Origin of the sequence: Tropicimonas sediminicola (genome assembly GCF_900188335.1) — a bacterium.
Classification (GTDB): Bacteria; Pseudomonadota; Alphaproteobacteria; order Rhodobacterales; family Rhodobacteraceae; genus Tropicimonas; species Tropicimonas sediminicola.
Genome location: NZ_FZOY01000010.1, coordinates 1 through 16,073 on the forward strand (window position 1 = coordinate 1; position 16,073 = coordinate 16,073).

The following is a 16,073-nucleotide window of genomic DNA, read 5'->3' on the forward strand; positions in this document are numbered from 1 at the left end:
TGGAAACGAACGGGAAACCGATGCGTGCGGCAGCTTTCCGCGCGCTGCAGACGTTCGCGATTGTTGTCCACCAGCGCCGCTCGCAGCCGCGGCATTTTTCAAGGAGGGCGGCAAACGGAAGTTCGCTGCGGATAGCATGGAGGTCTCCTTTCCCATCGACTGCTCCCGGCGAAGTGCTCGCCGGTTCATGCATCTCTTCGGCATTACCTTGGGCGACCGAGGTCCCAAGGGATTTCGGTAGTTGAAAAGTCGCAGCGGGGTCAGGCTAATCTGTAGGCGCACCGGCAATTTGGGCCTCTTGTGCCTCCTTCTTGCGCCAGTCTTTCGGGGACATGCCGAAGTTCCGTGTGAAGGCACGGGTCAGGGCCGATGTTTCGGACAGGCCGACCAATTGGGCAATCTCCTTGATCGAGTGATCAGACCCAGTGAGCAACTCCGAGGCCCGTTCCATCCGGAGCCGGTTGATCACTTTCGACGCCGTTGTCCCGTAGGAGGACAAGCGCTTGTTGAGCACCTTGGTGGTGATGCTGCACATTCGGGCGGCCTCGCTCACCGTCAGCGCCGGATCGGACAGCCTTGACCGCACGAGGATTTCGAAGCCTTCGAGGTAGTCCAGGGGCACATCTACCTGAACCGGTTCTTCGATACCATTGTCGTGGTTCGCGAGGACCTCGGGGTTGATTGGAAGCGACAGCCAGGCCGCCGGAAAACGGATCGAGAATCCCCTGTTGTTGCATTTGATTCCTCGCACGCCATGAAACTGCTCCGGCAGCAGCGTCGGGTCACACAGGCGCAGAACAATCTGGGCGGGATCCCATCTGAAATCGAGAACACGGTGGAGCAGGGAGATCCAGATCCCGACGAGAAAGGCGTCCGAATGGCCGGGCGACGCCTCGGGTTCGAAGTTGCGGCTGGTGGTGAAGTAGGCGTGTTCCTCCTCGATCACGAGCCGGAAGGACACCGCGTTGCTTTCCTTCGAGACGATCTGGGTGAACCGGGTGAAGAAATCGCCAAGGGTCACCGACTGGCCGAGGAGCGCGCCACGCGGCAGGAAGTTCAACAGGTCTGTCTGTTGCCCAGCCAATGCGCAGATATCTGGCCATGTCACATCGGCGATAGTGGTCAGCGCTGCATAGACCGTGTCATGCGGGATGAAGGCGGCCGGGTTCAGGACCTGTTCCTCGCTCAGACCATGCAACCCAAGCGCGAAGGCGGGGTCCACATCGAGCCGCCGCATCATCGCCACGACCGGACCGAGAACCGTAGCACGCACGAGGGACAATCCGTCCTTTTGTTCTCCTTGCGGCATCCACATCACCCTTTCGCTCTCCACCACGCTACGGGCGCGCGCGCCTGACGGCCAAGCAGAAATTGGCTGAAATTGACCGGATCGGGTCAGAAAAACGCACCACGGGATCAGCGGGTCAAAAGAATCTCGGGGCACATGTGCATAGTGGGAGGACCGGTCCGCAGGAAGACCGACCCTTGGGAGGACACCGAATGACAACACTCAACCTGAAGGCGTTGCTGCCGGCCATGTCCATGGCAGTTGTGCTGACGACCACCGCTATCGCGCAGGATATCCCCAACATTCCATCAGAGGTCACGCTGTTCAAGAACGTGATGGTCTTCGACGGGGTGAATGACGGCTTGAATGATGTCGACGTGCTCGTCGTCAAGAACAAGATTCACAAGATTGCAGAGGGCATTCCCGAATCCGGGACATGGGAGGTCCAGGTACAGACAGGCGGAAGCAAGCGCCTGCCCGATCCTGTTGGCGGTATCGACGGCTATTCTTTCACCATCCAGACCGAACGCGGCATCGAGACCAAAGAGGTCGAGGTCAATGTGATCGACGGCGGCGGACGCACCTTGATGCCGGGACTGATCGACAGCCATGTGCATGTGAATATGTACAAGGATGGCACGATCCCGGGCCTTCAGGACACGACTTGGGAAGAGATCGGCGCACGTTCTGCGGCCTTTGCGCAGGAAATGCTGGCGATGGGCTTCACAACCGTGCGCGACATGTGCGGTGCACATGGTGGACTTCGTGCGGTAATCGACGAGGGCTCGCTTCCTGGACCACGGATCTACTCGTCCGGTGCCTGCCTCAGCCAGACCGGTGGTCACGGCGACTGGGGGATCGCCGGGCAGCGCAAGAACGAAAGCAATCTTGAACGTCTGGAGATCACGCGGCTTGTCGACGGCCCTGCCGAAGTGCTCCACGGCGCGCGGCGGAACTTTGCGCTTGGGGCCAACTACCTCAAGATCATGGTCAGCGGCGGTGTGACCTCTATCAAGGACCCGATCTACCAGTCCGCCTTTACTGACGCGGAGATCGCCGCAGCCGTCGAGGTGGCCGGGGACATGGACTCCTATGTCGCCATGCATGTCTTCATGGACAGCGACCTGTCGCGCGCGCTCGATCTCGGGGTCAAGGTGGTGGATCACGGCCTGACCATCACGGAGCCGACCATGCAGAAGCTGGTGGAAAAGGGGGCATTCTTCTCGCCCAACTTGACCGCGCTGGCGCCCGAGGCGCTGGAGCATCCGATGCATCAGGACCCGACCTTCCCGCCGACGGCGAAGTTCCTGTGGTTGCGGAAAAACAGCGAGCAGTTGTTTGATCTGGTGCGGAAGTACAAGCCGAAGATGGTGTTCGATTCCGACTATGTGCTGCTGACCGGTGTGCCGTACCGGCAGTCGATGGACTTCACCAAGGCTTTCATGGCGCGTGAGTTCGGCAACCTCTGGGCCTTGCAGATGATGACCTCGAATGGCGGCGAGCTGGCCGCGCTGACGGGACGCGGAAACCCCTATCCCGAAGGCAAGCTCGGCGTAATCGAAGAAGGCGCCTATGCCGATATCCTCATCGTTGACGGAAACCCGCTCGAAGACATCACGGCCATCGGCGCTGTCGATACATGGTTTGATGCCGAACCGCGCGGGCAGGACGTGCCGAGCATTCGCGTGATCATGAAGGACGGCAAGTTCTACAAGAACACGTTGAACTGAACGTTTCGGCGGGGCGCTGGCCCCGCCGTCAACCTTCCGGAGGGGCAAACTCATGAAGCATATTTTCAAGTCCACATTGCTGGCGGGAGTGGTGACGCTCGCCGCAGGCATGTCCTTTGCGCAGGACGAAGCGCTGCCGCAGACCCTGTTCACCAATGTCCATGTTTTTGACGGCGTGAACGAGGCGCGGATCGAAAACGCCAGCGTTCTGGTCGAAGGCAACCTGATCAAGGAGATTTCGACGGACGGGATCGAAGCGCCCAACGCAACCATGATTGACGGCGGCGGGCGCACGCTCATGCCGGGGATGCACGACCAGCATGTGCACCTTACGGTTTTCAACCCGCTCAGCGACGGGTTGCGCCAGAACATCACGCCCTTCCATCTTGGCGGTGTCGCAACGATCCGGTCCGAACGCATCCTGATGAACGGGTTCACGACGGTTCGCGATCTGGGCGGACCGGCAAAGTCCATCGCGCGGATCATCGATACCGGCATGTTCCCCGGCCCGAGGATCTATTCTTCCGAGGCTTTCATCACGCAGACATCGGGCCATGCCGATTTCCGTAAGCTGAACGACCGGCATCCTACCCTGTCGGGGCAAGGTCCATCGCATTGGGTCGACACGGATATGAGCTTCATCGCGGATGGCCCGGAGCAGATCCGCATGGCCGTGCGCGAGAACCTGCGCCGCGGCGCAACCCAGATCAAGATCATGGTCAGCGGTGGTGTGACCTCGGAATTCGACCCTCTGCATTCACTGCAATATCAAGACGACGAAATCCAGATGGCGGTGAAAACGGCCGAGCAATGGGGCACCTACGTGACCTGCCACGTGTTCACCGAACAGGCGATCCGCAACTGTATCGACAACGGGGCAAAAACCGTCGAGCACATCCCGTTTCTGACTGCCGAAGTGGCCGAAGAGATGGTCGACAAACAAGTCATGTTCGCAACTGCGGTAGCACCGGTCTACTCGGTTTCAACCGAGCAGGCAGAGGCGTTTTATACGCCAGCCTCGTTCGCCAAATGGAAGAGCGTCCGTGACGCCGCCGCCAACATGATCGAGGTGATCCAGACGACACCGGGCATGATCGACCTCTACACGCTAGGCACCGATCTCATCAACAACTGGGACCAGACACTTGAGCAGGACAAGAAAATGAACGACGAGTTCAAATACCTGCACGAGGCCAAGTTCAAACCCTTTGACATTCTGCGGATGGCCACATCGAACGGCGCCCGCATGAACCGGCTTACGGGCCTGAACAACCCGTACCAGGATGGCCCGCTCGGCGTGGTCGAGGAAGGCGCTTACGCGGATCTCCTGCTGGTCGATGGCAACCCGCTCGAAGACATCCTGCTTCTGGCGGAGCCAGATGCAAATCTGATGGTCATCATGAAGGACGGCGTGATCTACAAGAACACGCTGGACTGAAGGGAGCGCGGGGCGGTCTCCCTCGTCCGCCCCGCGTTCCGACCTGGTCCACCACACTCACGAATGGAGCCAAAATGAAACACGCACTCGCAGCCGCCTTGTGGCTGGCCGGCAGCTCTCTCGCGCTTGCCCAGGACGAGAGCTTCCCGATCCTCTTTACCAATGTGCATATCTTCGACGGCGTGAACGAGCAGCGCATCGAAAACGCGAATGTCCTGGTTCAGGACAACCTGATCGTCGAGGTCTCAGCCGAGCCCCTCGCGGTGGCCAATGCCCGGATCATCGACGGCGGCGGGCGCACGCTCATGCCCGGGCTGATCGACGCCCATGTTCACATGGCGATCACCGAGCCGATTGCGGACCTCAGGGACAATTTCGACTGGATGTACTGGGGCGCAACCTCCACGGTCGAGGCGGAAAAGATGCTGTTGCGCGGCTTTACCAGCGTGCGCGATGCGGGTGGCCCGGCGATGGGGCTTCAGAAAGCCATCGACCGGGGCAAGGCCGTGGGTCCGCGTATATATCCATCCGGCCCCGTGATCTCGCAGACCTCGGGCCATGGCGAGCACAGGCACTACACGGAACCGCACCCGAATTTCGAAGGGTCCTCGCCCTCCTTCTTCAACCAGCACCTCGAGTTCCTGGCCGATGGGGTTCCGGAGGTCCTGCGCGCGACACGCGAAGCGCTACGTCTGGGCGCGTCGCAGATCAAGGTGATGGCCGGCGGTGGCGTGTCTTCAAGCGTGGATCCGCTCCACACCGTTCAATACCTGCCCGAAGAGCTGGAAGCGGCGGTTAAGGCGGCGGCGGATTATGGCACCTACGTCCTGGTCCATGTCTACAATGACGAGAGTATCCTGCGGTCCATCGAAGCCGGCGTCCTGAGCATCGACCATGCGCAATTGATGACCGAGGTGTCCGCGCAGGCGATCAAAGACGCGGATGTCTGGGTCGTGCCATACTACTCTCTTCTGGGTCTGGACGAGGAGACCGTCATCAAGGTTCTCGGCCCGCTCTCCGCCCCGAAGTTTCTTGAGGTGCAGGCCGGCGCCAGAAACCAGATGAAGCTCCTGAAAGAGTTCGGGATCGAAAAGGTCGTCTTTTCAACCGACATCATCGGTGATCCTGCGGCGCTTACGAAGCAGAACGACGAGTTCAAGTATCGCCTGGAGGAATGGTCCTCCTATGAAGTGCTCTTGCAGGCGACCTCCAAGGCCGGCGAGTTGCTCGCCCTGTCGGGCAAGCTGAACCCCTATCCCGAAGGACCGCTCGGCGTGATCGCGGAAGGTGCCTATGCCGACATTCTGCTGGTCGATGGCAACCCGGTCGAGGATGCGATGATCATGACCGACTACGAGAACAACTTCGATCTGATCATGAAGGACGGCGTGATCTACAAGAACACGCTGGACTGATGAGCGCGCGGGGCGGTCTCCCTCGTCCGCCCCGCGTTTTCATCCGACACAAGTATCCGGGAAAGGACAGACCGTGAAACATCTCGCCTTTGGTACTCTCATGGCCCTCTGCGGCTCGATGGCCACCGCCGAAGACGCTGCAAACATGCGCACCTTTCTGTTCATCGGCACTTCCAACAGCGCCGCCTGGGAGATGCAGATCGCCAATCCCGGGGACCGCGCTGCTTCGGTGAAAGGTGGGATCGAGGCGCTCGGTGGCGAGCTTCTGAGCTACTACTGGGGGCTTGGGAGCGGGAAAAACTACATCACCGTCGCCCTGCCGGACGACCCCACCTTCATCCAGGCCTTCTATGTCAGCCGCCTCGGCGATGGGCTGCTGGAGGATTACCAGATGATCGAGTTGATGAGCAGCGCCGACATGGCCGAAGCCCTCGAGCGGGTGCCGGAGATCAAGGCGCAGGACGATCTCAAGTAACCGAAAGACGACGGAGAGGACGACACAATGAAACGAACAACAGGGCTTGCTCTTGCAGTGGTGGTTCTGGGTGGCCCGGCAATTGCTCAATCCGCGCCAAGCGACGAGGAGATCGCCGCCCGCATCGAAAAACTGGTCGAGATGGCCGACCCGCGCGGCGATGAGGCGCGTAGGGGCGATCTGGCATATCGGGAGCGCTATGCCGACGCCTTCATGATCGACGCGTTGGCGGTCGGATCGCCGGGGTTCGAGAGTATTGCTTTCCTGCTGGAGGATTGGGAGAGCCTTGCGGATCATTACGAGGGGTCCGGGTTCGCGGCCTTCAGCACGACAATTTCGAACGGCTCGGAAGGCGCGCTCGCGGTGCTGGAACGTATCGACGTGATGCAGAAATGGGTCGAGGAGAACGCTGAGCGCTTCGTGATTGCCACGACCGTTCAGGATCTGCGGGATGCCAAGGCTGCCGGAAAGGTCGCGATCATGCTCAATTCCCAGAGCATGGACATGCTGGATGAGAACCTCGAAAACGTCCAAAGATACTGGGATCTCGGCATCCGGCAGATGAACTTCAGCTACAACCAGACCGGCGCCTATTCCGCCGGCATGGTCGCCAACGATCCGGCTATTCCCGATAACGGCGTGACCGAGTTGGGCTACAAGGTCGTCGCCGAGATGAACCGTGTTGGCATGATCGTCGATTGCTCGCATTCCTCCTGGCAGACCTGCCTTGACGCCGCCGAGATCACCGCGAAGCCGATGATGATCTCTCACAGCAACTCTGATGCGCTCTTTGGCAATTTCCGAAACGTCACGGACGCGGCCATCCGCGCGGTTGCGGCAACCGGCGGCGTGGTGTGTGTCAATTTCCTTGGCGGCTTCCTGAATCCGCAAGGGGACGCCACCCCCAAGGCGATAGCCAAGCATATCGACTATATCGGCCAGATGGTCGGCAAGCAGGCGACATGTTTCGGTGTTGACTACGTTGAGAACTACGGTGTCGCCCTCGGTCCGATCATCAGCAACCCGGAGAAATACCCGCCGGCGCAGGGCTATGGCCTGCCGACGCAAATGGCGCCGCCCGCCGATGCCTGGGCTGTCGCGCAGGTTCTGGAAGACGAGCATGGTTGGAGCGAGGCCGAGATCCGCGCGTTGATGGGCGAAAACCTCATGCGCGTCTACGAGGCCAACTGGGGCGGGTAGGTCTTCTCCAAGGCTGCGAAAGTGTTGCGTTGGGCGGTCAATTGATCGCCCGAGCAGGGGACGAACAGGGAATGGAACACCAGATGATATTCAACCATGTCCGCAGGGGCCGGCGACACTCATGTTGATGATCGCAATTGGCCTGCTGTCCGCGTTCTTCTTGTTCGCCAGTTCGATCAAGATCCTTGGCTGGCAGAAACTCATCTTCGAAACGCAACTGGCGATGTTCGTCAAATACGGGCTGAATCGTCAGATCATGGCGCTTGTCGGGGTCGTCGAGCTGTTTGGGGCGGTGGCGATCTGGTTTCAGGGCAGCCTGCTCGGACCTCTCGGCGCGGCAGCCCTTCTGGGCACATCGCTTGGTGCAATCGGCTGCCACCTGATCTGGGACACATGGAAAGATGGCGTGCCCGCCATCATTACCGCCACCTTGTCGGCCTTGGTTCTCTGGTCAGGTCGGGATGTGGTTCTGGCGACTTTTGCATGAGCAGGCCGAAGAAAAACCAAACGCAAAACGAGAGACCTCATATGGCACATGCAAGGCTTCTCGGCACAGTCATCGTTGCCGGTTTCTCGGTCTCAACTGGAGCCATCGCGCAGGAGAGCCGACCATCCTCTGCCCTGGAGGCCGCCGCCGCAGTCTCGCTGGGTGGCCCGGCCTCCACGCAGGCCCAACTGGAGCAGGACCGGATCCGACGGTTGCAGGACTCTCGCTGGCCGGGGCTGGATGCCGCATTGGACCCCTTGGAGGCATCGCGACAAAGCTTTGCCGAACGCACCGGCCTGAACCTTTCCTTCGATTACCAGGCCTATTATCAGTCCGCGACCGAGAGCCTGACCGATATCGACGAGGCCGCTTTGGGCCAAGCCCGTATTCTCGGCCAGTGGACGCTGCTCAACCGCGGTGGTGAGAACCCCGGGCAACTTGTCTTCACATTGGAGAACCGCCACCTGCTTGGCACGGAGATCGCGCCAGGCGGGCTCGCTGGGCAGATCGGCTATGCGGGTGTCACCGCAACGACCTTCAGCGACACCGACACGACCCTCTCCGTCGCCTACTGGTCCCAGACGCTCGCCGGCGGGCGGGCCGGTTTCGTGGCGGGACGGATCGATCCGGGAGACTATTCGGACATTCTTGGCTACGTGAACCCACGCACGACCTTCTCCAACTTCTCGATCCTGTTCAGCCCGGTCCTGCCGCTCCCCGATCCCGGCTTCGGATTCGCGGGGGGCGGTTTCCTGACCGATCAGATCTATGCCCTAGGGGTCTTGTCGGACGCAAACGGCTCGATGACCGATGTCGAGTGGTTCCCCGGCGGACCCGAGTTTTACAAATACGCCGAAATCGGATGGACACCCGAACGCTCGAAGCGCTTTCTAACCAACGTTCACCTCGGCGTGTTTCACGTCGACGAGCGCACGGAGGCAGGCGTGCCGGAAAGCTACGGGGCGATCCTGTCAGCCAACCACACGATCAACGAGGAATTCATGATCTATGGACGCCTCGGCTGGTCCGACGGTGAGGCACCGATTGCCCGGCGCGCGGCCAATGCCGGGCTTATGTGGCGGCCGGGCCTCTATGACGACCTCTTTGGCTTCGGTGCAACGGTCGCGGACCCGGTTGATGACACACTCGACACCCAGACCACGATGGAAGCCTTCTACCGGTTGGACCTGTCGGACAATGTCGCCCTGACAGCGGATGTGCAGCACGTGATCAATCCGGGGTTCAACGATCAGGACCCAACCGTGTTTGGACTGAGGCTGCGGATCAATCTTTGACCGGCAATGACTTCCGACGCGCATTCCCGATGCCCGGTGTCCGTGCCTGTTGTCGAAGCGGTGCCTGGTCAGGCAGTGATTTGGTCTGCCTGGTTACAGAAGTCTACGGCTTGATGAACAGAAACCTGCGTGTTCAGCGTATGTAGCTCAACTTGCCGGCTTGCTGTGTTCCCGAAAGCCTCCGTTCCCGGCGTGTGACCCAAGAGTCCGCTAAGGGCCGGTTGCGTCGTTGGCAACGTTGTGTCGTCAGTCAAGTCTCGCACAAACCCACACGACGTGAACGGCCCAAACCTGCCGTTCGCCGACGGCTAAGCTTATGCCAGGGTAGGCAAAACCGTACTGAAATGCTTTCGCGGTGCCCTGATGGGAGGATTCTTCTTTCCGGCCCGCTGGGCGAGCACTTTCTCCAATTTTTGGCTCAGTTCGCAACCACCGGTTTCGACCGCATACGACTCGCGGTTTCCCGTTCGGCGCGCTTGCAGCGCATGGGCGGCAGCCCCTTGTCCATCAGCGCCATATCTTCCAGGACCATGTCGCCCATCTGCTTGAAGGCCACGTCCATCGCACCCGCGCGATGTGCCGAGTGGACAAGACCGGGAAGCCTGCGGGCCCGGTGGTCGGGCGGCAGCGGCTCCTCGGGCCAGACATCGGACGCGGCAACGATACGGCCCCGCTCCACCGCATCGAGCAGGGCGTCGAAATCGACCACATCTGCGCGGCTTAGCAGAATGAAGGCGGCGCCGGGACGCATCCTGGCGAACTCCTCAGCCCCGAGAAACCGGCGGTTCTCAGTTGTGACGGCGGCCATGACGAAGACGAAGTCGGAGTCCGTGAGCACCTCGTCAAGGCTCGCTGGCGCGACTTGGTGGTCCTGAAGGATCGACGGCGGCAGCCAGGGGTCGTGTACCTTCACGTTGCAGCGAAAGCCGATCAGCAACCTGTTTAACGTCCGCCCCAGATCGCCAAAACCGATGATGCCGACGTCGGCGCCGGTCAGCAGGCGTGCCGACAGGTTGCCGTCGCCCCCCCAGAGTTCGCGCCCGGCCCGAAAGTCGGCATCCGACGCGCTGATCTGCCGGGCGAGGTCGAGCGCGAACCCGAGGCCGATCTCGGCCACCGGCACTGCGAAGACGGCACCAGTGGTGACGACGTGGATGCCGCGGGCAAACACCTCGTCGTACGGCATGTTGTCCAGAAGGTTCGATTCGACGTTCAGCACAGCCCGAAGCGACGTCATGTTGGCGAGCGTTTCCGACGGGATCGGAGGCTGGCCAAGCACGTAGCGCGCCTTTGCGAGAATGACATCGTCGAGCCCGGCGACGGCTTCGGCGTCGGTCTCGAATAGTTCGTACCGGTCCCGCAAGACTGCCAGTTTGTCCGGCGTGAAGATCAGATCGAGGCTGCGCGGCTCCGGGGCGCAGATCACGAGCGGCTTGGATGTTGCGGGCATTTCGACTCCTCCAATCGAAAATGAATCGATTTACTTGTAGAATAAACCGATTTATCTTTGGATTCGAGACCCGAAAACGGGACTCCGGGGAGGAAGATGCAGTCAGACGACAAGCACAGACGCGCGACGATACACGACGTCGCCCGGGCCGCCGGAGTCTCGGCGGCAACGGTGTCGAAGGTGCTGCGCGGCGTGAAGACCGTTCGGGCGGACAACGCCGAGCGGGTGCACAAGGCGGTGAGCGAGCTGGGCTACCGGATGGACCCCCTCGCCTCGGGCCTGCGCGGCGAACATCGGCGGATCATCGGCGCCGTGGTCCCGGATCTGGAAAGCCCCTTCTTCGGCAAGCTCGTGACGGAGCTGGAAAGTCTCGCCGAGGCGGCAGGCTATCACATGATCGTCGCTTCGTCGCGCGAGAGCGAGGCGCGTGAGGCCGACCTTGCCGCACGGATGAACGATTGGCGCGTCGCCGGCTGCATACTGGTGCCGGTCCGGTCCGAACGCGGCCCCGGGGCGGAGAAACTGCTAGACTTCGGCATGACTGCGGTGCTCGTCGACCGGGTCTCGGCCGACGAGCGCTTCGACACGGTGTCCGCCGACAATCATGAAGCGTCGGCGTCCGTGGCGGATTTGTTGATCGGTCGGCAGGGCCACAAACACATCCTGCTGCACGGCGCGACACGGATCTCCAAAGCCATTCGAAACCGGCTCGCCGGGTTCGGGGAAAGGGCCCGGGCACTCGATCCGGGCGTCGTGATCGACGAGCTTCTGTCCGACGAGCCGCTGGAGACCCAGCGTGCCGCGATCCGGTCCTATTTCGATGGCAAGGTGAACGGCCATCGGCCGACGGCCATCTTTTCCCTGTCGCAACATTCGACCCTGCTCGTTCTCTCCGAGATCCGCAGGATGGGCCTGAGGATTCCTGAGGATGTGGCGCTCGTCGGCTTCGACGATGCGGACTGGATGCAGACAACCTGGCCCTCGATTACCGCCGTCGCGCAGCCCGTATCGGCCATTGCCAAGCGCGCGATGACGGCGTTGCTTGCACGCGTCGAGGGAGAGCACACCGGGTTCCCCGTTCAGTACTTGGAACCCTGCACCTTGCTCGTCCGCCAATCGGCCGGACAGTCGGAGACGGAACGACCGCGCCGGTCAGGCCGGAGCGGATAGCCCAGCGAAATGGTCCAAGAGGAGGAGGAAACCATGTCGAAACTGAAAACCACCCTGAAACTCGGCGCCGCGCTCTCGGCATTGCTCGCCGTCACTCCGGCAATGGCCGAGGGGGAATACGGCGTCTTGATGAAAACCCTCGCCAACCCGTTCTGGGGCGCGATGGGCCAGGGGGTCGAGGACGGCGCAACGGAGGCGGGCGTCGAATATTACATGCAGGCGGTCGAGAGCGACCAGGCGGCCGAAAGCCAGCTCAACGTCTGCAATACAATGTTGGAACGCCAGCCGGTGGCGATGATCACCGCCGCGATCAACTCGACCAACCTGCTGCCCTGCCTGAAGGCCGCGCAGGAAGCGGGCATCAAGGTCGTCGACCTGGACGGCAACCTCGATCAGGCGATTCTGGATTCGGAAGGGATCGAGATCACGTTCCGGATCGGGTCCGACAACGTGCTGGCCGGGGCTCAGGGCGCCGAATACGTGGTCGGCCAGCTTGGCGCCGATGCCACTGGCCCGGTGCTGGTGATCGAGGGGCTCTCGGGGAACATCACGGGCCAGAAACGCGCCCAGGGTTTCGCCGACAAACTCGCGGAGCTCGCGCCGGGCCTTGAGATCGTCGCCTCGCTGCCGGGCGACTGGGACCGCGGCAAGGCCGCCAACATCACCAACGACATTCTGACCCGCAACCCGGACCTCGTCGCGATCTTCGCCGCGAACGACGGCATGGCCCTTGGCGCGGTCGAGAGCGTCTTTGCCGCCGGGAAAGGCGGTGACGTCGTCATCGTCGGCGTCGACGGCAACTCGGACGCCGTGAAGTCGATCAACGAGGGCCGGCTTACGGCATCTGTGGCGCAGCTGCCCTACCTCGTCGGCAAGCAGGCGGTCGAGAACGTCAAGGTCGCCGTCGAAGGCGGGTCTGTCGAGGGCGAGATCATCGTGCCGACCCTGGTGCTCACCAAGGAGGTGATGGACGCCGGTACCGAGCCGCTTCTCGAATACGTCAAGTGATCCTCCCGCCGGTGGGGCCTTCGGGCCCTTCCGGCACTTCAGGCGGCCCGACGCGCGCCGCGGCCCCTGCCAGCAATCCCGGAGACGACCTCCCAATGACGCAATCCGATTCCGGACCCGCCAAACCCGGCCCGAGCCTCTGGGCAAGGGTACAATCGAGCGCCATCGAGCAACTTCACATCCGCCTTGAAAGCCTGATCGTGCTGCTCGTGCTCGGCGCCATCATGTCGGTGCTGAGTCCCTACTTCCTGTCGGTCAGCAATTTCATGAACATCTTCCTGGCGACCGCCACGATCGGGGTGCTCGCCATCGCCGCGACCTTCATTCTGGGCTCGGGCGGGCTCGACCTGTCGCTGGGATCGGTCATGGGTTTCGCCGGTGTCGTCGGCGCCTGGGTGGCCGTGACCGCGGGCCTTCCAACAGGGATCGCGGTCATTGCGACCATCGGGGCCGGCGCTCTCGCCGGTTTCGTCAACGGCATCATCATCACCCGCGCCTTCGTGCCAGCGTTCATCGTCACGTTGGGAATGCTCGGCATCGCCCGCGGTCTGGCGCTGGTGATCAACAACGGCGCGGCGATCTACGGTCTGCCGCCTGCGATGGTCTATCTCGGCCAGGGCCGCCCCATGGGCATCCCGATGCCGGTGATCATCTTCATCGGCACCGCCATCGTGATGCATATCCTTCTCGCCTATACCCGCTACGGCCGCCACACGCTCGCCATCGGCGACAGCGAGAACGCGGCGCGCACGGCGGGCATCAACGTCTCGCGCCTGCGGCTGTCGCTCTATACGCTCTCGGGCGCGCTCGCCGGCCTCGCCGGGCTGATTTTTGCGACCCGCGTGAATGCGGGCGATCCGACCGCCGGGCTGACCTACGAACTCACCGCCATCACGGCGGCCATCATCGGCGGCACCAATCTCTTCGGCGGGCGCGCCTCGATCCTCGGCACGATGATCGGCGCGCTCATCATGGGCGTGCTGCAGAACGGCCTCAACCTGCTCGCGGTGCAGAGCTACTACCAGCAGATGGCCATCGGCGCGGTGCTAATCCTGGCGGTTTTCATCGACCAGTGGCAGGTCCGGAAGGAGAGCCGGGTATGACCCTTCTCAACATCACCAAAGTCTCCAAGGCCTTCGGTCCGGTCAGCGTGCTGCACGGCGTCGACATGAGCGTCGACCGCGGCGAAGTCGTCGGCCTCGTGGGCGACAACGGCGCCGGCAAATCGACGCTGATGAAGATCGTCACCGGCATGTACACGGCCGACGCGGGCGAGATCACGCTCGACGGCCAGGACATTCTCGGCAACACCCCCGGCGAACGGCGCCGGATGGGGATTGAGATGATCTACCAGGATCTCGCCCTCGCCCGGCAGCAGGATGTCTCCGCCAACATCTTCCTTGGCCGCGAGCCGCAAAAGAAAGTGCTCGGGATGAATTTCGTGGACAAGGCCACCATGAGGCGCGAGGCTCAGGCGATGATCGACCGGCTGGGCGCGCGGCTCCCCGCGATCAACCGGCCGGTGGGCTCGTTTTCCGGCGGCCAGCAGCAATCCGTCGCCATCGCTCGAGCGCTCACCTTCGATCCGAAGCTCGTCATCATGGACGAACCAACGGCGGCCCTCGCCGTTCGGGAGGTGCAGGGCGTGCTGGACCTGATCCGCCAGCTCAAGTCGGAAGGAATCGGCGTCATCCTGATCTCGCACCGGCTGAACGATGTGCTTTCGGTGACGGACCGGATCGTGGTGCTGAACCACGGCCGCGCCGCCGCCAACCTCACCACCGCAGAGACCAACATGACCGAGGTCGTCTCCGCCATCGTCGGCGGCGCCGACATGGACCACGCGGCCGCGCATGAAGCAAGAGGATAGACATGGCTCAGCTTGGCCTTCACACTTTCGCCGCCGCACCCAAATGGGACCTGGCAGAAATGCGCGCCCTTCTGGGCAAGTTCCAACAGCACAAGATCCGGGTGCTTGAGATTCCGTTGCTCAACCCGGCCGAAATCGACGTGGCCGAGACGCGCGCTTTTTGCGAAGAGACCGGAATCTCGCCGGTGTGCTCCCTGGGCCTGCCGCCGGAAATCGACGTGATCTCAGATCCGGACTCTGGCCTCGCCTTCCTCGAACCGGCGTTCCAAGTGGCAAGCGGCGTCGGTGCCTTCGCGCTCGCCGGCGTCACCTACGGCACAATCGGCAAGATATCCGGCGCGCCCCGCTCCACCGAGGAATTCGATGGCACCGCGAGGTTCATCGAACGCGCGGCGAGAGCGGCGAGGTCGCATGGGCTGAAGCTCGGGCTGGAGCCCTGCAACCGCTACGAGACCCATATCATGAACACCGGCGCCGATGGCCGCGCTTTCTGCGAGGCGGTGGGGGCCGACAATGTCTTCATCCACATCGACACCTACCACATGAACATCGAGGAGGTGTCCTATGCCCAGGGTTTCCGCGATTGCGGCCCGTTCCTCGGCTACGTTCATCTGTCGGAGAGCAACCGTGGCGCGCCGGGAGCCGGGACAATCGACTGGGAGCAGGTCTACGGGGCTCTTGTCGAGGTCGATTTCGACGGCATCACTACGCTGGAGAGCATGAATCACGTTCATCCCGCCATCGCCTCCGCTCTGGCGATCTGGCACCCAGTGGCGGCGAACCCGGGCGACGTGATCGACGTCGGCCTGCCTTTCCTGCACCAGGTGGCGGCGGCGTCCGGCTTTCACTACGCCTAACCGGGATTGAGGAGTAAGCGTGCCGCTCAAATTCGAGCAGCAACTCATTCTTCGGCCCACATGCTGCGCTCTTACGGTAATGGACGGGGTCGGCAAACCGCGCTCCCTGATTGTCTCCGCTCCAAAGCTCCGAGGGCGCGGCGCCTCAACCACCGATCAGCGTGATCGGCTCAACCTCAACCGCCCCGAAAGGGCGCATGACCGCCGGACCGCAAATGGAGTGAGGCCGCGGCCGCCTGTTCCCGACAGATTGGCGGCCGGTTTGTGAGGACAAGACATCCGGCCAATAGCCAGGATGCTCCAACACGCCGTCTCGGAGAGGCTTTCCATACGCCGATGACGGAACACTGGGGGTGTTGCGCCGTCAAAAAGGCGGCGCAACGCCAAACA

14 protein-coding genes are annotated in these 16,073 nt (G+C 62.1%); 12 read left to right on the forward strand and 2 right to left on the reverse strand.

Translation table 11 applies throughout. From position 1 onward, the window contains the following. Window positions 1-265 precede the first annotated feature (265 nt). Complete coding sequence (locus tag CHB86_RS20290; RefSeq protein WP_089234946.1) at window positions 266-1,315, reverse strand: helix-turn-helix domain-containing protein; 1,050 nt, start codon at window positions 1,313-1,315, stop codon at window positions 266-268. Window positions 1,316-1,500: 185 nt separating this feature from the next. Between CHB86_RS20290 and CHB86_RS20295 the strand changes: the two genes are divergently transcribed. The 7 genes from CHB86_RS20295 (at window position 1,501) to CHB86_RS20325 (ending at window position 9,328) form a co-directional block, all read left to right on the forward strand. Then, entirely contained in the window at window positions 1,501-3,018 is a 1,518-nt protein-coding gene (locus CHB86_RS20295; RefSeq protein WP_089234947.1) for an amidohydrolase family protein, read from the forward strand. Between the two features lie 52 nt (window positions 3,019-3,070). After that, the gene (locus tag CHB86_RS20300) at window positions 3,071-4,456 is read left to right on the forward strand and encodes a metal-dependent hydrolase family protein (protein WP_089234948.1); all 1,386 of its coding nucleotides are present in this window, start codon (window positions 3,071-3,073) and stop codon (window positions 4,454-4,456) included. A 74-nt stretch (window positions 4,457-4,530) separates the two neighbouring features. Next, the gene (locus CHB86_RS20305; protein WP_089234949.1) at window positions 4,531-5,871 is read left to right on the forward strand and encodes a metal-dependent hydrolase family protein; all 1,341 of its coding nucleotides are present in this window, start codon (window positions 4,531-4,533) and stop codon (window positions 5,869-5,871) included. 73 nt (window positions 5,872-5,944) lie between these two features. Further along, the gene (locus CHB86_RS20310) at window positions 5,945-6,346 is read left to right on the forward strand and encodes a hypothetical protein (protein ID WP_141134944.1); all 402 of its coding nucleotides are present in this window, start codon (window positions 5,945-5,947) and stop codon (window positions 6,344-6,346) included. 27 nt (window positions 6,347-6,373) lie between these two features. After that, window positions 6,374-7,546 (forward strand): dipeptidase, encoded by a 1,173-nt coding sequence (locus CHB86_RS20315; RefSeq protein WP_089234951.1) that lies wholly within the window; start codon window positions 6,374-6,376, stop codon window positions 7,544-7,546. Window positions 7,547-7,667: 121 nt separating this feature from the next. Beyond that, complete coding sequence (locus CHB86_RS20320; protein ID WP_089234952.1) at window positions 7,668-8,033, forward strand: DoxX family protein; 366 nt, start codon at window positions 7,668-7,670, stop codon at window positions 8,031-8,033. Further along, a complete protein-coding gene (locus CHB86_RS20325; RefSeq protein WP_176442957.1) occupies window positions 8,030-9,328 on the forward strand; it encodes a carbohydrate porin in 1,299 nt (432 codons plus the stop codon). The genes CHB86_RS20320 and CHB86_RS20325 overlap by 4 nt, the downstream gene beginning before the upstream one ends. 418 nt (window positions 9,329-9,746) lie before the next feature. Here the strand turns inward: CHB86_RS20325 and CHB86_RS20330 are convergent, their stop codons facing one another. Continuing rightward, window positions 9,747-10,778 carry a hydroxyacid dehydrogenase gene (locus CHB86_RS20330; protein WP_089234954.1) on the reverse strand — a complete coding sequence of 344 codons (1,032 nt, stop codon included), beginning with the start codon at window positions 10,776-10,778 and terminating at the stop codon, window positions 9,747-9,749. A gap of 96 nt (window positions 10,779-10,874) precedes the next feature. Here CHB86_RS20330 and CHB86_RS20335 point away from each other — a divergent pair, with 96 nt between their 5' ends. The 5 genes from CHB86_RS20335 (at window position 10,875) to CHB86_RS20355 (ending at window position 15,683) form a co-directional block, all read left to right on the forward strand. Beyond that, entirely contained in the window at window positions 10,875-11,948 is a 1,074-nt protein-coding gene (locus CHB86_RS20335; protein WP_089234955.1) for a LacI family DNA-binding transcriptional regulator, read from the forward strand. Between the two features lie 33 nt (window positions 11,949-11,981). After that, window positions 11,982-12,956, forward strand: coding sequence for a sugar ABC transporter substrate-binding protein (locus CHB86_RS20340; protein ID WP_089235100.1), 975 nt, complete (start codon window positions 11,982-11,984; stop codon window positions 12,954-12,956). Between the two features lie 95 nt (window positions 12,957-13,051). Continuing rightward, on the forward strand, window positions 13,052-14,059 hold the full coding sequence (locus tag CHB86_RS20345; RefSeq protein ID WP_089234956.1) for an ABC transporter permease: 1,008 nt from the start codon (window positions 13,052-13,054) through the stop codon (window positions 14,057-14,059). Further along, complete coding sequence (locus CHB86_RS20350; protein WP_089234957.1) at window positions 14,056-14,826, forward strand: ATP-binding cassette domain-containing protein; 771 nt, start codon at window positions 14,056-14,058, stop codon at window positions 14,824-14,826. The genes CHB86_RS20345 and CHB86_RS20350 overlap by 4 nt, the downstream gene beginning before the upstream one ends. Before the next feature lie 2 nt (window positions 14,827-14,828). After that, entirely contained in the window at window positions 14,829-15,683 is an 855-nt protein-coding gene (locus tag CHB86_RS20355; RefSeq protein ID WP_089234958.1) for a sugar phosphate isomerase/epimerase family protein, read from the forward strand. Window positions 15,684-16,073 lie beyond the last annotated feature (390 nt).

Excerpts from the sequence above, each read along its gene's own strand:
- CHB86_RS20305 (WP_089234949.1), top strand. The coding sequence starts at position 4,531 with ATGAAACACGCACTCGCAGCCGCCTTGTGGCTGGCCGGCAGCTCTCTC.
- CHB86_RS20340 (WP_089235100.1), top strand. The coding sequence starts at position 11,982 with ATGTCGAAACTGAAAACCACCCTGAAACTCGGCGCCGCGCTCTCGGCA.
- CHB86_RS20345 (WP_089234956.1), top strand. The coding sequence starts at position 13,052 with ATGACGCAATCCGATTCCGGACCCGCCAAACCCGGCCCGAGCCTCTGG.
- CHB86_RS20315 (WP_089234951.1), top strand. The coding sequence starts at position 6,374 with ATGAAACGAACAACAGGGCTTGCTCTTGCAGTGGTGGTTCTGGGTGGC.
- CHB86_RS20335 (WP_089234955.1), top strand. The coding sequence starts at position 10,875 with ATGCAGTCAGACGACAAGCACAGACGCGCGACGATACACGACGTCGCC.
- CHB86_RS20295 (WP_089234947.1), top strand. The coding sequence starts at position 1,501 with ATGACAACACTCAACCTGAAGGCGTTGCTGCCGGCCATGTCCATGGCA.
- CHB86_RS20355 (WP_089234958.1), top strand. The coding sequence starts at position 14,829 with ATGGCTCAGCTTGGCCTTCACACTTTCGCCGCCGCACCCAAATGGGAC.
- CHB86_RS20300 (WP_089234948.1), top strand. The coding sequence starts at position 3,071 with ATGAAGCATATTTTCAAGTCCACATTGCTGGCGGGAGTGGTGACGCTC.
- CHB86_RS20330 (WP_089234954.1), bottom strand. The coding sequence starts at position 10,778 with ATGCCCGCAACATCCAAGCCGCTCGTGATCTGCGCCCCGGAGCCGCGC.
- CHB86_RS20350 (WP_089234957.1), top strand. The coding sequence starts at position 14,056 with ATGACCCTTCTCAACATCACCAAAGTCTCCAAGGCCTTCGGTCCGGTC.
- CHB86_RS20290 (WP_089234946.1), bottom strand. The coding sequence starts at position 1,315 with ATGTGGATGCCGCAAGGAGAACAAAAGGACGGATTGTCCCTCGTGCGT.
- CHB86_RS20325 (WP_176442957.1), top strand. The coding sequence starts at position 8,030 with ATGAGCAGGCCGAAGAAAAACCAAACGCAAAACGAGAGACCTCATATG.
- CHB86_RS20320 (WP_089234952.1), top strand. The coding sequence starts at position 7,668 with ATGTTGATGATCGCAATTGGCCTGCTGTCCGCGTTCTTCTTGTTCGCC.